Source organism: Asaia sp. BMEF1, assembly GCF_051628905.1.
Taxonomy (GTDB): domain Bacteria; phylum Pseudomonadota; class Alphaproteobacteria; order Acetobacterales; family Acetobacteraceae; genus Asaia.
Window position 1 is genome coordinate 714,516 of record NZ_CP157575.1, and the last position, 13,203, is coordinate 727,718.

13 protein-coding genes are annotated in these 13,203 nt (G+C 59.9%); 8 read left to right on the forward strand and 5 right to left on the reverse strand.

The window, feature by feature from the left end:
• Positions 1-66 precede the first annotated feature (66 nt).
• Positions 67-993 (forward strand): LysR family transcriptional regulator, encoded by a 927-nt coding sequence (locus ABHV46_RS03125; RefSeq protein WP_438382665.1) that lies wholly within the window; start codon positions 67-69, stop codon positions 991-993.
• Here the strand turns inward: ABHV46_RS03125 and ABHV46_RS03130 are convergent.
• Positions 982-1,845: a LysR family transcriptional regulator gene (locus ABHV46_RS03130; RefSeq protein WP_438382666.1), complete on the reverse strand. Its 864-nt coding sequence runs from the start codon at positions 1,843-1,845 to the stop codon at positions 982-984. The genes ABHV46_RS03125 and ABHV46_RS03130 overlap by 12 nt on opposite strands.
• A gap of 138 nt (positions 1,846-1,983) precedes the next feature.
• Here ABHV46_RS03130 and ABHV46_RS03135 point away from each other — a divergent pair, with 138 nt between their 5' ends.
• From ABHV46_RS03135 to ABHV46_RS03145, 3 genes are all read left to right on the forward strand, one after another.
• Complete coding sequence (locus tag ABHV46_RS03135) at positions 1,984-3,660, forward strand: alpha-keto acid decarboxylase family protein (protein ID WP_438382667.1); 1,677 nt, start codon at positions 1,984-1,986, stop codon at positions 3,658-3,660.
• Between the two features lie 145 nt (positions 3,661-3,805).
• Complete coding sequence (locus ABHV46_RS03140; protein ID WP_438382668.1) at positions 3,806-4,864, forward strand: bifunctional transcriptional activator/DNA repair enzyme AdaA; 1,059 nt, start codon at positions 3,806-3,808, stop codon at positions 4,862-4,864.
• A gap of 174 nt (positions 4,865-5,038) precedes the next feature.
• On the forward strand, positions 5,039-5,947 hold the full coding sequence (locus tag ABHV46_RS03145) for a prohibitin family protein (RefSeq protein WP_438382669.1): 909 nt from the start codon (positions 5,039-5,041) through the stop codon (positions 5,945-5,947).
• Between the two features lie 560 nt (positions 5,948-6,507).
• Here ABHV46_RS03145 and groL read toward each other — a convergent pair.
• The 3 genes from groL to ABHV46_RS03160 form a co-directional block, all read right to left on the reverse strand.
• Positions 6,508-8,151: a chaperonin GroEL gene (gene groL, locus ABHV46_RS03150; RefSeq protein WP_025886664.1), complete on the reverse strand. Its 1,644-nt coding sequence runs from the start codon at positions 8,149-8,151 to the stop codon at positions 6,508-6,510.
• Between the two features lie 50 nt (positions 8,152-8,201).
• Complete coding sequence (groES, locus tag ABHV46_RS03155) at positions 8,202-8,492, reverse strand: co-chaperone GroES (protein WP_025841744.1); 291 nt, start codon at positions 8,490-8,492, stop codon at positions 8,202-8,204.
• 139 nt (positions 8,493-8,631) lie between these two features.
• On the reverse strand, positions 8,632-8,865 hold the full coding sequence (locus ABHV46_RS03160; protein WP_438382670.1) for a DUF4169 family protein: 234 nt from the start codon (positions 8,863-8,865) through the stop codon (positions 8,632-8,634).
• Between the two features lie 52 nt (positions 8,866-8,917).
• On the opposite strand from ABHV46_RS03160, the gene ABHV46_RS03165 reads away from it, so the two are divergent.
• Positions 8,918-9,592: a dienelactone hydrolase family protein gene (locus ABHV46_RS03165; protein ID WP_438382671.1), complete on the forward strand. Its 675-nt coding sequence runs from the start codon at positions 8,918-8,920 to the stop codon at positions 9,590-9,592.
• 17 nt (positions 9,593-9,609) lie between these two features.
• Positions 9,610-9,939: a DUF2934 domain-containing protein gene (locus tag ABHV46_RS03170; protein ID WP_438382672.1), complete on the forward strand. Its 330-nt coding sequence runs from the start codon at positions 9,610-9,612 to the stop codon at positions 9,937-9,939.
• Positions 9,940-9,991: 52 nt separating this feature from the next.
• Here the strand turns inward: ABHV46_RS03170 and ABHV46_RS03175 are convergent, their stop codons facing one another.
• Positions 9,992-10,879, reverse strand: a complete 888-nt coding sequence (locus tag ABHV46_RS03175) for an S-methyl-5'-thioadenosine phosphorylase (protein WP_438382673.1) — start codon at positions 10,877-10,879, stop codon at positions 9,992-9,994.
• A 177-nt stretch (positions 10,880-11,056) separates the two neighbouring features.
• Here ABHV46_RS03175 and hemF point away from each other — a divergent pair, with 177 nt between their 5' ends.
• Entirely contained in the window at positions 11,057-11,998 is a 942-nt protein-coding gene (hemF, locus tag ABHV46_RS03180; RefSeq protein ID WP_438382674.1) for an oxygen-dependent coproporphyrinogen oxidase, read from the forward strand.
• 99 nt (positions 11,999-12,097) lie between these two features.
• Positions 12,098-13,201 carry a hypothetical protein gene (locus ABHV46_RS03185; protein WP_336945090.1) on the forward strand — a complete coding sequence of 368 codons (1,104 nt, stop codon included), beginning with the start codon at positions 12,098-12,100 and terminating at the stop codon, positions 13,199-13,201.
• The last annotated feature ends 2 nt before the right edge of the window (positions 13,202-13,203 follow it).

Sequence of the window (13,203 nt, forward strand, 5' to 3'; positions counted from 1 at the left end):
CGCAGCACCGCTTGCGATAAGACGTTGTTTCCTGTCAGGATTGTTCAGCTGAACGGAATAATAATCATGGACAGACTGGCTTCGCTGACCCTTTTCCTGCGCGTGATCGAGCGCGGCAGCTTCACCGCAGCCGCTCATGATTGCGGGGTGTCGCGCCCGGCCGCGACCGCGGCCATTCAGGCGCTCGAACTACGCCTCGGCACGAGATTACTGCAACGTTCGACGCGCCATGTTCAGCCGACGGAAGAAGGACGTCTCTATTATCAACGCTGCCAGAGCATCGTCGCTGCGTTGGAGGAGGCCGACAGCATGGTTGGCGGCGCGCTATCGGGCACGATACGCGTGGATACGGTCGGCCATCTGGCGCGAACAATCCTTCTCCCCGCCCTCCCCGATTTTCTGTCACGCCACCCAGGGCTGAACGTGCATCTGGGCGAAGGCGAAAGGCTGGTCGATCTGCTGCGCGAAGGGGTGGATTGCGTCATACGGGGCGGCCCGCTGCCAGACAGCGACATGATCGCGCGACCGCTTGGCTTACTGCACGAAGCTACGGTAGCAAGCCCTGACTATCTGCAAAGACACGGCACGCCTCGTACGCCCGACGATCTGGACGGCCATCAGATGATCGCCTTTGTCTCTTCCCGAACGAAAGAGATCCTGCCGCTCGAATTCTCGACTGAAGAGGGGCTGGTCGAACGGCTCATTCCGGCACGATTGCTCGTTTCGGGGGCCGAAACCTCTGCCGAAGCGGCACGACTTGGCCTCGGTCTGGCTCAGGCGCCACGCTATCGCTTCGAAGCCGATCTCACCGCAGGCACGTTGATCGAGGTTCTGGCCGGATACCCCCCAGCCCCTACGCCACTCACACTGCTCTATCCCAGCAATCGGCAACTCGCCCCACGCGTGCGGGTGTTCATGACGTGGGCGCAGGAGTTGTTCTCCACCTTCTTCAAGCAGCAAGCACACCCCTTCACGGATGGATCAAAACGCTGAGGCGGCCTCTCTGAGTAGCGCTTCGAAACGCTGCACTGGAAGGGAAACCGGAGCATCGATCATCGCAATCGCAAGAGCCGCTTTGGGCGCCGATCCAATGATCCGGTGATAACTGACGCCATCAGCATGGATCTGACTCAGGCATTTCGGCACGATGGAGACGCCCAACCCTGCTGCAACGAGCGAGACGGTGGCAATGATCTGCGGCGCCGATTGCCCGATATTAGGCACGAAACCCGCCTGACCGCAGGCCATGATGATCGCATCGTAAAATCCGGGCCCGAGTTCGCGCTCGAACAGGATCATGGGTTCATTGCGCAAGGCCTCAAGACGAACGCCCTGCATCGAGGCTCTGACATGCCCTTTGGGCAGCGCGATAACCGTCGCTTCTTCGAGGAGGGGCCGCACGACGAGATTCTGAACCGGCGCAGGCGGGCGCACGATCGCGATGTCTATCCGGCGATCGTGCAGGGCATCGCATAAAGCGGGCGTATTGCTTTCTTCGAGCGTGATGATGATGTCGGGCCAGCGCTCCCGGAAAGCACGGATGACGCCTGGCACCAGAGGCAGCAGGGAGACAGCACCGGCCAGACCGATACGTAGCCTGCCCTGTTCACCACGAGACAGACCACGGGCCAGTGACGTCATTTCGCGTTCGAGCCCGATCAGGACGCGTGCCCGCTCGACGAGGGCTGCACCGGCTTCTGTCGGAACCGCGCCCGAGCGCGACCGCACGAACAGTACAAGACCGAGCTCGCGCTCCATGGCCTTGATCTGCTGACTGAGCGGTGGCTGCTCCATATGCAGTATTTCGGCAGCGCGGGTGAAGCTGCCCGCCTCGGCAATTGCCACCAGGTAACGCCAGCGTCGAAGGTCGATAATCCATATCCTCAACATATGGAAGAGGGCTCAAACATATATTGGACGCGTTGAACGACCAAGGACAAACTACGACATAATCGACACCCAGTTGAAGGATCCTAAGTCTCCATGAGCACGACTATCGGTGGTTATCTCGCAAAACGACTGGCGCAGATCGGCGTCTCTCATCATTTCGCGGTGGCGGGTGATTATAACCTCGTTCTTCTCGACCAGCTTCTTGCTCAGGACGGGCTCGAACAGGTTTATTGCTGTAACGAGCTGAATTGCGGCTTTGCCGCAGAGGGTTATGCGCGGGCCAGAGGGGCAGCCTGTGCTGTCGTGACTTTCAGCGTCGGGGCGCTTTCCGCCATCAATGCACTCGGCGGCGCCCATGCAGAAAACCTGCCGGTCATCCTCGTTTCCGGTGCGCCGAACACGAATGACCATGGCACCGGGCGCATCCTGCATCACACGCTTGGCACATCCGATTATGGCTACCAATATGAGATGGTCCGCCATGTCACCGTCGCGGCCGAGCGCCTGTTTTCAGCAGAAGACGCCCCGGCGAAAATCGATCGCGTGATCGAGCGCGCGCTGGCCCTGAGCAAGCCGGTCTACCTCGAAATCCCGTGCAATGTGGCTGATCTGGAATGCCCCGAGCCCGGGCCCGTCGAGGCGCTACTCTCTCGCAGGCCGTCAGCGGGCAAAACGCTCGATCGGGCGATTGAAACGACCCTCAACTTCCTGAACGAGCGCGAACAGGTTGTCATTTTGATAGGCAGCAAGCTTCGGGCCGCGCATGGGCTCGACGCTGCGGTGAAACTTGCTGACCGCGTGGGCTGCGCTGTCACGATCATGGCCGCAGCGAAGGGTTTCTTCCCTGAAGATCACCCTGCATATCGTGGCGTCTATTGGGGCAATGTCAGTTCACCCGGCGCCGAGGAACTGATCGACAACGCCGACGCCATTCTCTGCCTCGGCCCGGTTTTCAACGATTATTCGACCGTTGGCTGGCAGGCGTGGCCAAAGGGCGACAAGATGGTGAGGGTCGAGCCGGAAGAAGTTATCGTCGCGGGAAGGAGTTTCGGCGGTATCAGCCTGTTCGATTTCGTCACGGCGCTGAGCGAACAGGCACCGCGCCGCACAAGAAGCGCCGAAACACCGGCTCTGCCAGCGCCTGAGACCGCCCCTCTTCCCGCCAGTGCTCCCCTGACCAATGACGAGATGATGCGCCAGATCGGTGCCTTGGTAACCGCCGATACAACCCTGACGGCCGAAACTGGCGATAGCTGGTTCAACGCCGTGCGCCTGACCCTGCCCGCCGAGGCTCGTGTCGAACTGGAGATGCAGTGGGGTCATATAGGCTGGTCTGTGCCTTCCGCATTCGGCAACGCCACGGGCTCACCCGAGAGACAGCATATCGTGATGGTTGGCGATGGCTCGTTTCAGCTGACGGCGCAGGAGGTGGCTCAGATGATCCGTTACGAGCTGCCGGTCATGATCTTTCTGGTCAACAACCGGGGCTATGTCATCGAAATCAAGATCCATGACGGACCGTATAATTATATCAAGAACTGGAATTATGCCGGTCTGATCGATGTCTTTAATGCAGGTGAGGGTCATGGTCTCGGGCTGAAAGCCCATACGTCTGGCGAACTTGCGGAAGCAATCGCAAAAGCCCGGCAGAACAGGCGTGGCCCGACCCTGATCGAATGCAGCCTCGACCGGGAGGATTGCACCGAAGATCTGGTCCGTTGGGGAAGTAAAGTGGGCAAGACAAATGCGCGGCCGCCGGTCACGAACTGAGTTCTTTAGAGGGAAATCCGGAAGCGGACCATGATAGCAGCCCAACACGAAACCTGAGTATCTGGCGAGGGATTTGATGCAGCATCGGAGATGAGACGCCTGATTTCCGACGCTGCGATTTTTCGCCCGGTGCTAGGAAACCATCATGCTGTTCTCTCCCCCCTCCCATGACACGCTCTACAAAGCCCTGATCGCGCGCGATCCGTCGCATGATGGCAGGATCTTCGTCTGCGTCGGCACGACAGGCATTTTCTGTCGCCTCACCTGCCCGGCCCGCAAGCCGCTTTCTGAAAACTGCGTTTTCAGGTCGAGCGTCAGGGAATGTCTTGAGGCCGGGTTTCGTCCCTGCAAGCGCTGCCATCCGCTGCATAGTGCCGCAGAAGCGGACCCGATCGTCGGCAAGCTGCTCGGCTTGCTCGACGCCGAGCCGGGACGGCGTTGGCGCGAAAGCGACATCGCCGCTCTTGGCTTCGATCTCTCCACGGTACGACGCAGCTTCAAGCGTCATTTCGACATGACTTTTCTCGATATGGCACGGCAATATCGACTGCGAGAGGGCTTTCTGACCCTCTCCGGCGGCGAGCGTGTGATCGAGGCCCAGCTCGATTCAGGATTCAACTCCCCCAGCGCGTTCAGAGAGGCCTTTGCGCGACTTCTAGGCTGCGCCCCCAGCATGCTGAAACCAGGCGGGTTCTTGCAGGCAAGCTGGATTCCGACCCCGCTGGGAGACATGATTGCCGTAGCGAGCACGACCCATCTGCACCTGCTAGAATTCGTCGACCGCAGAGCCCTCCCTACCGAGTTAAGCGCCCTGCAAAAGGCGCTCAAGACGACACTGGGTCTCGGCTCGACAGCACCGACCGAACAGGTCAGGACCGAACTCGCTACCTATTTTTCAGGAAAATCCTCTGTTTTCCAGACCCCGCTCGCAGCACAGGGAACCGGCTTCACCCGTGACGTGCATCGCGCCCTGCGCAGCATCCCGGCGGGCGAGACGCGCAGCTATGCCGATATTGCCATACAGATCGGCCATCCCGGCGCCGTGCGCGCTGTTGCCCGCGCCAATGGTGCCAACAAGATCGCCCTGCTTATCCCCTGCCATCGCGTTATCGGAGCCGATGGCAGCCTGACGGGCTATGGTGGAGGGTTGTGGCGCAAACAACGCCTGATAGAGATCGAAAGACAATTTTCGATCTCTCCTTGAACCGACAACTCGAGGCGTCAATACTTATCCATAAGCTGCCGTTATGTCGGGTATGTGATCATCATTGAGATCGATATATTTGCCGGGTCTTTGACATCGCATGTCTGCTCTCGTCATAGTAACAGATACGGCAGCGTATCGTCCTGCTGAACACGCAAATGGACCGTGCTCAAGATGTGGAATAATAACGTTACAGGTTTCCCGAAGCCCCCGTCGACTATCTCGCCCAGATTATTCAAATATGGCGGCCTCGTTCTGGGTGCCGTTCTGGTGGTCGCGATACTTAATCCATTCTATCAGATCACGTCGGGATATTGCGGTATTCTGACGAATTTCGGCTCCGTCCAGCCTGCGGCTCTGGAACCGGGCCTACACATCGCGCTACCCGTCTATCAGAAAATCGTTCTGGTCTCGACTCAGCCCCAGACGATCACGTCACATGAGCAGGCCGCGACCCATGACCTTCAGGATGTACGCACCTCCGTCTCGGTGACATTCCATATCGCACCAGCCGATGCGCCCGGCTTCTACCGCGATTTCCGTACCCTCGATACATTGGCCCATCGGATTATCGAGCCCACGGTCTCGAACGACGTGAAGGCGATCACTGCCAATTACAACGCCGAAGAACTGATCACCAAGCGCGATCTGGTAGATGGGCAAATCAAGGATCTGATTATCCGCTCGCTTCAGCCCTATCATCTGACCATTCATTCTGTGAACACGGCAAACTTCGCTTTCTCGACCGCTTATGCGCAGGCGATCGAGTCCAAGCAGGTTGCGCAACAACAGGCACTTCAGGCGCAGTACACCCTGCAACAGACACAGATCTCGGCGCAGGCTCAAGTGGTGCAGGCCAAGGCTCAGGCCGATGCCGCTGTCGCGACGGCGCAGGGACAGGCGCAGGCGCTGCTCGTCACCTCTCAGGCACAGGCAAAAGCCAACGCGCTGGTTTCCCAGTCTCTGACCCCATCCCTTTTGCAACAAAAGGCGCTCGATCGCTGGTCAGGTACAATGCCCGTCTATCTCAGCGCCGGAGCTCCCCTGCCCTTTATCGGCACAATGAGCGCCGCCGAGAAATAAGGCATCGCCCCCCGCACCCAGAACCCGCTCCACAACCGCAAGAGCGGGTTCAATCGGTGATCGGCAGATTTGAAGTCGCGTCCTAGACCATCGAAATGGGGTGTCATGACCGCATGACGCTCCGCCGCCTGGGACCGTGACGGGCTTGCATCACTTAACTCACCAAGCCCCCCTCGCTCAGGCCACCCCCTCCAAGGTCACCTGTCTGATCGGACAATTTGTGCCTTCGGACCCGCACCTTTCCTCGTAACCGAACGGCCAAGCGAACCGGAGCGCCGCTTTGAGAGGGGGCTTACGGGCAAGCACTGGCGCTGCCCAGTCGGCTGAAGGTCGCAGTTTTTACCAACCGACGCGCTATCTGACCGCCCAGGCGGGCCAGAAGCCGCGCCTCTACGACACATCCAGCGCACTCTGCCTCGCGGCCAGAGGCTACACCGCAAATTTTCATCCCCCTGCTTGCATAGCGGGGGCGCCTCCGTTCCCCGCGCGACAGGCATAAAAAAACCGCCCTGTCTTTCGACAGGGCGGCTCTTTCGTAACCTCGATGAAAAGGCGTTGGATCAGAAATCCATATCGCCCATGCCACCCATGCCACCCGGACCACCGGCCGGAGCGGCCTTCTTCTCGGGCTTTTCGGCAACCATGGCTTCAGTCGTGATCAGCAGGCCGGCAACCGAAGCTGCATCCTGAAGAGCCGTACGGACAACCTTGGTCGGATCGATGATGCCAGCGGCAACCAGATCCTTGTATTCGGCGTTCTGCGCGTCGAAGCCGTGCGTGTACTCAGCGATTTCGAGCACCTTGCCAGCGATGACGGCGCCGTCTTCACCAGCGTTGAACGCGATCTGGCGCAGCGGAGCCTGCAGAGCCTTGCGGATGATGTCCGCGCCGACGCGCTGGTCGTCGTTCTGGAAGGAGAGATCCTTCAGGGCGACGGAAGCGCGGGCAAGAGCCGTGCCACCACCCGGAACGATGCCTTCTTCGACAGCAGCGCGGGTTGCGTGCAGGGCGTCGTCAACGCGGTCCTTGCGCTCCTTCACCTCGACTTCGGTGCTGCCACCGACGCGGATCACGGCGACGCCACCGGCGAGCTTGGCAAGACGCTCCTGGAGCTTCTCACGGTCGTAGTCCGAGGTGGTTTCCTCGATCTGCGCGCGGATCTGTGCACAACGGCCCTTGATGTCGTCCGTGTTACCGGCGCCTTCAACGATCGTGGTGTTTTCCTTCTCGATATGCACCTTCTTGGCGCGACCGAGCATGTCGAGCGTCACGGTCTCGAGCTTGATGCCGATGTCTTCGCTGATGACCTGACCACCCGTCAGGATAGCAATGTCTTCCAGCATGGCCTTGCGACGATCACCGAAGCCAGGAGCCTTGACAGCAGCAATCTTCAGGCCACCGCGCAGCTTGTTGACGACCAGCGTAGCTAGCGCTTCGCCATCGACGTCTTCTGCGATGATCATGAGCGGACGGCCGGACTGTACGACGCTTTCGAGCAGCGGCAGCATCGGCTGCAGCGAGGAGAGCTTCTTCTCGTGGATCAGGATATAGGGGTTATCCAGATCGGCGAGCATCTTCTCGGCGTTGGTCACGAAATACGGCGAGATGTAGCCGCGATCGAACTGCATGCCCTCGACGACGTCGAGTTCGGTGTGCAGGCCCTTGGCTTCTTCAACCGTGATGACGCCCTCGGAACCGACCTTCTGCATGGCCTGCGAGATCATCTCGCCGATTTCATGCTCGCCGTTTGCCGAGATCGTGCCGACCTGAGCCGTTTCGGCAGGGGTCGTGATCTTGCGCGTGTTGGCCTTCAGCTCGGCGACAACAGCCAGGACAGCCTTGTCGATACCGCGCTTCAGATCCATCGGATTCATGCCAGCGGCAACAGCCTTGGCGCCCTCACGGATGATGGCCTGAGCCAGAACGGTTGCGGTGGTCGTGCCATCGCCAGCCGTGTCGTTGGTCTTCGAGGCCACTTCGCGCACCATCTGGGCGCCCATGTTCTCGAACTTGTCAGCCAGTTCGATTTCCTTGGCGACGGAAACGCCGTCCTTGGTGATGCGCGGTGCGCCGAAGCTCTTGTCCAGAACAACGTTGCGACCCTTCGGGCCCAGCGTGACCTTTACAGCGTCAGCAAGGATATCAACGCCGCGCAGCATGCGCTGGCGTGCATCGGCACCGAATCTTACGTCTTTGGCAGCCATATTCTTATCTCCAGTAGAGGTTCAGTTTGCGACGATGGGGAGGCTGGAAATCAGCCGATCACACCCATGATGTCGCTTTCCTTCATGATCAGCAGCTCTTCGCCATTGATCTTCACCTCGGTGCCGGACCATTTGCCGAACAGCACGCGGTCGCCAGCCTTGACGTCCAGTGCCACAACCTGACCCTGCTCATTCCGCGCACCGGAACCGACGGAGACGATTTCGCCTTCCATGGGCTTTTCCTTGGCGGTGTCGGGGATGATGATGCCACCGGCCGTCTTCTGCTCGCCCTCAAGGCGACGGACGACGACACGGTCATGCAAAGGCCGAAAATTTGTCATAATGGATCGCTCCACTTTTCTCTGAAGGCGACGTCCTTGCTCAAAAGCAACGCCGCCGGTTTGCGCGCCCGCTTAGCCGCAGCGCGTTAGCACTCCCGATACGAGAGTGCCAAAGAGGTAGGAGAGCCCTCGCCGATCGTCAAGTGTCGTCATGAGGGCAAATGTCACTTTTCATTGAAGCGTCATCCGCAGACCCGGCGGGGTCCAGCCGGGCGCCTTCAAGATCGCGCGTCAGACGGGCGCTCTCTGCTTCCGACCTGAGGCGTTCCCCCTTGCTTCGGCCGAACAGCGCCCGGTTTTCCTCCGCCTTGCGGGCATCCTTCTCACGAGCCAGACGTTTGCGCACACGACGCAGATTGACGATTTCAGTCATGGTGATCGTTGATCCTGTCTATGAACGAACAAGAAAGAAGGAGGGTCGTTCCATGGGACGCCTGATATCCCTTACCGCTTCGGACACCCATCATTTTTCTGCCTACGAGGCGGGAGAGCCTTCTGCCAAGCACGCATTAGTCGTTGTGCAGGAAATTTTCGGGCTGACTGACCATATCCGTGCCGTCTGTGACGAACTAGCAGATCGGCACGGCTATCATGTCGTTGCGCCAGCGCTATTCGACAGGGAGAAACGCGACGCGGTCCTGCCGTATGATAGCGAGGGCATGCGAGAGGGCCTTGCCCTGCGTGCCCGGATCAGCCCCGACGGATTACTGGCCGATGTTACCGCGAGTGCCCATGCCCTCAACAGGCATGGCCATCAGAAGGTCGGTATTCTCGGCTTTTGCTGGGGTGGACTCGTAGCATGGGAAGCGGCGACACGCACGCGTGAGTTTGCGGCAGCGGCGGCGTGGTATGGCGGCGGCATCGCTGCCGTCAGCCATGAGAAGCCCCATTGTCCGGTCCAGCTTCATTTCGGCGGCGAAGACGATCATATCCCGCATACCGATATCAACACGGTCCGCGAGAACCGGCCCGAAGTCGAAATCTTTGTCTATGACGAAGCCGGGCATGGGTTCGGCTGCGATGACCGTCCCAGTTTCAACAAAGGCGCTCGTGACCTCGCCCATGAGCGCAGCATGACGTTTTTCGCCTCCCATCTCTGAGAAAAGAAAGCAAGACCATGCCCAATGAACAAACCCCTCTTAATCCTCTGATCGACAGCCCTGAACGCGATGCACGCATAGCGGCAAAGGCGCGCGAACTCTGGGAGGCTGACGGCAAGCCGGGCTGCGGCGCCGAGGCCTATCGGGAAAGCGCTTCCGAGATCGTCGGCATGGAAGAACACCCCCATTCCGGCGAAATCCCGGTCGATACGCTACCCGATGCACAATTCGCCGATGTGCAGGTCGAGAACGCCGAAATTCAGAAAAATCTGGGAGAATTTCCCGAGAGACTGACCGATCAGGGCGACCGGGATCACTTCCCGGAGAAAGAAAACGAGCCATCTTGAGAAAAGGGCGAAGGCGGCGCAGCCCATAAGCTGACGCCTCCGCCTTGTCAGTTCAGCGCAGGACGCGACCGGCCACAGCGTCGAGCTTCGCCAGGAGCTGGCGATCCCGAGCGTCAGGGGCGGTGATGATCGCGTGATCAAGCGCCCGCTCTGCGCCTGACAGGCAAAGACCACGCTTCTTGCCGAGTTCGGGGATAATCGCCGTGACCAGCGCGCGCGCCTTTGCGGCATTCTGGGTCATGACCGCGACCACAGCATCGACAGTGACGGAGTCATGGTCGTCATGCCAGCAATCGTAATCGGTCACCATAGCGATGCTAGCATAGCACATTTCAGCTTCGCGTGCGAGCTTGGCCTCAGGCATGTTGGTCATGCCAATCACCGAACAGCCCCATTGGCGATAAAGCTCGCTCTCGGCACGGGTCGAGAATTGCGGGCCTTCCATCACGAGATACGTCCCGCCGCGCACCATATCGACACCGATCTTCCCGGCCTGTTCGACGATCACATCGCCCATGCGTGCCGAGACCGGGTCGGCCATGCCGACATGCGCCACACAGCCACGACCGAAAAAGCTCTTTTCGCGCGCGAATGACCGGTCGATGAACTGATCCACCAGTACGAATTTGCCGGGCGGCAGATCTTCACGCAGCGAGCCCACGGCCGAGAGCGAAACGATATCAGTGACGCCTGAGCGTTTCAGCGCATCGATATTGGCGCGAAAATTCAGCTCTGAAGGCGGGATCGGGTGCCCGCGTCCGTGGCGCGGCAGAAACACGCAGCGCACGCCGTTCAGCCGTCCGAAAAGCAGTGCGTCGGAAGGTTCGCCCCAGGGGGTCTCGACCCGACGCCATTCCTTCTCTTCCAGCCCATCGATGTCATAGAGGCCCGAACCGCCAATAAGGCCGATTACGGGCTCGATCGTCACATCTTCACTCATGCGAAACTGCCTTTTCGTCTTGTCGTCAACAGAAGCCTCAGGAACACCAGTTTGACGCAGTTCGCAACCTGTCGGTGTTTTCATGCGTACCGTCATGGTTTCAATCGGCCGGTTTTGGTATAGGCTTTTGCACTCAGGCTGGCGGAAGACCGGCTGGAACAGAATGCGGAGCTTGCGATGAGCGAGACCTTGGATCCCAAGACCTTCGGCACCCTCATTCGTGATCATGTGCCCCATGACTCCCTCAAGGAGACAGCACGGCACTGGTTCGAGACCCTGCGCGACAGGATCTGCGCTTCCTACGAAGCGATCGAAGACGAGGCCGTCGCCAAGAACTCTCCCGTGCTGCGCGACAAGACCGAAGCCGGTCGCTTTAAGCGTACAGCCTGGGATAGAAGTGCGGACGAAAACAGCAACCTTCATGGTAGCGGCGTCATGTCGGTCATGCGCGGTCGAGTGTTCGAGAAGGTCGGCGTCAATGTCTCGACGGTGTGGGGTGAGTTTTCGCCAGAGTTTCGCAAGAACATGCCGGGCGCAGACGTCGATCCGCGCTTTTTCGCCACCGGTATTTCGCTGGTAGCCCATCCCTGCAACCCGCATGTGAGCGCCGCGCATTTCAATACGCGCATGATCATCACGAGCAATGGCTGGTTCGGCGGCGGTGGCGATATCACGCCGATCTTCCCCGATAGCGAGGAAGCCAAGGCAGATGCCGCGGATTTCCACGATACGTTCCGCGATGCATGCATGCGCCACGACCCGGCTTACTATGAGCGCTTCAAGGCCTGGTGCGACGAGTATTTCTATCTGCCTCACCGTGGTGAGCCACGCGGGTTAGGCGGGATTTTCTACGATCACTTCAGCAGCGGCGATGTGCATAACGATTTCGCCTTCACCAAGGATGTGGGGCTTGCTTTCTACGAAGCCTACCCACGCGCCGTGCGCTCACGCATGATGCAAGCCTGGACCGAAGCCGAGCGCGAGGCGCAGCTCATTCGCAGAGGGCGCTATGTCGAGTTCAATCTCATTCACGATCGTGGTACGGTGTTCGGGCTCAAGACTGGCGGCAATACCGAGGCCATTCTGATGAGCATGCCTCCTGAGGTGAAATGGCCCTGATCGCGGGGTCACTATTTAGCCGTATTCGTCTGGCTTAACGCGCAAGCCAGACGATCTGGCAGTGAAGGGAAAGAAGTGCGGACCAAGATAATGCCGTTTATGGCCAGGCAATCCCTGTCGCGTCGCACGCTTCTCTCTACCCTTGCCGCCTCCAGTCTGGCCGCGATCTCTCCCGCCCGCGCCTGGGAGGACGATGAGCAAAGCGAAGGCTCGTCTTCCCTCATCGGCTCACCCAAGCTGATTGTCGGCGGCGGACCGGACTCTCTGCCCGGTCAGGTCGCTCCCCTTCTTGCTGCGGCTCTCGCCAGAGGCCTCGCCACCCCCTCGCCCATCGCCACTCATTACGATCTGGGGCGTGACGGTGTGACCGCAGCCAATCTGTTCGATACGATCAGCCCCGAGGCCGATGGTGGGACCACCATTCTGGCTCCGGGCGCCGCACTGATCGCCTCGCTCTCCGGCGATGGCCGCGTTCATTTCGATTTCTCGCGCTGGGCCGCGCTGATCATGGCGCGCCGCCCTGTTGTGACGATTGCTCGCGCAGAGCTGCATCGGACAATCAGATCGCGCCTGAGCGGCCTGTTTCATGATCGCCCTGTGCGGCTCGCAGTGTCTCATGCAACCGGAGTGGAACTGACGAGCCTCCTTGGCCTCTCCCTTCTGGGGCTGCATCCGCTACCGGTTCCCGGTTACGGAACGAAGGAAGCGGCTCTTGACGCGCTGAAGAATGGGCAAGTCGACGCCGTTCAGCTTACCCCGGGCCCGGACGACGACCTTTCCGCAGATATCGCCTCAGCGCCTCAGGGCATAAAACCCATTTTCTATTCCGGCCCCGTGATTCCCGGCGTGCCCGATTTCGAAGCCACTTACCAGATGGCGCGCGGCCATGCACCGAGCGGCGCCCTGTATCAGTCTTGGCTATCCGTCGCCAATGCCGCTGCTTCGGCACTGGTGCTGGCACTCCCCATGCTGACCCCACCTCTGGCGGTAGCACGCTGGCGCCATGCAGCGCAGGAGGCGGTGATCGATCCCATTCTCAAGAAGTGGAATGACGCCCAGCATCTGACGATCACGGCCGGTGCCGACGCGGCACCACTACTCAACCAGCTTGAGCCGGATCTGACGGCGCTGCTGGCTCTGCGTCGATGGATCAACAACAACCAGCCAAGATGGCGCCAGGGCCAGGAGACGCGCCCTACCTGAGC

Bases quoted from the DNA above. Each gene is read 5' to 3' on its own strand.
- ABHV46_RS03125 (WP_438382665.1), top strand. From the start codon at position 67: ATGGACAGACTGGCTTCGCTGACCCTTTTCCTGCGCGTGATCGAGCGC.
- ABHV46_RS03135 (WP_438382667.1), top strand. From the start codon at position 1,984: ATGAGCACGACTATCGGTGGTTATCTCGCAAAACGACTGGCGCAGATC.
- ABHV46_RS03140 (WP_438382668.1), top strand. From the start codon at position 3,806: ATGCTGTTCTCTCCCCCCTCCCATGACACGCTCTACAAAGCCCTGATC.
- ABHV46_RS03145 (WP_438382669.1), top strand. From the start codon at position 5,039: ATGTGGAATAATAACGTTACAGGTTTCCCGAAGCCCCCGTCGACTATC.
- groL (WP_025886664.1), bottom strand. From the start codon at position 8,151: ATGGCTGCCAAAGACGTAAGATTCGGTGCCGATGCACGCCAGCGCATG.
- groES (WP_025841744.1), bottom strand. From the start codon at position 8,492: ATGACAAATTTTCGGCCTTTGCATGACCGTGTCGTCGTCCGTCGCCTT.
- ABHV46_RS03160 (WP_438382670.1), bottom strand. From the start codon at position 8,865: ATGACTGAAATCGTCAATCTGCGTCGTGTGCGCAAACGTCTGGCTCGT.
- ABHV46_RS03165 (WP_438382671.1), top strand. From the start codon at position 8,918: ATGGGACGCCTGATATCCCTTACCGCTTCGGACACCCATCATTTTTCT.
- ABHV46_RS03170 (WP_438382672.1), top strand. From the start codon at position 9,610: ATGCCCAATGAACAAACCCCTCTTAATCCTCTGATCGACAGCCCTGAA.
- ABHV46_RS03175 (WP_438382673.1), bottom strand. From the start codon at position 10,879: ATGAGTGAAGATGTGACGATCGAGCCCGTAATCGGCCTTATTGGCGGT.
- hemF (WP_438382674.1), top strand. From the start codon at position 11,057: ATGAGCGAGACCTTGGATCCCAAGACCTTCGGCACCCTCATTCGTGAT.
- ABHV46_RS03185 (WP_336945090.1), top strand. From the start codon at position 12,098: ATGGCCAGGCAATCCCTGTCGCGTCGCACGCTTCTCTCTACCCTTGCC.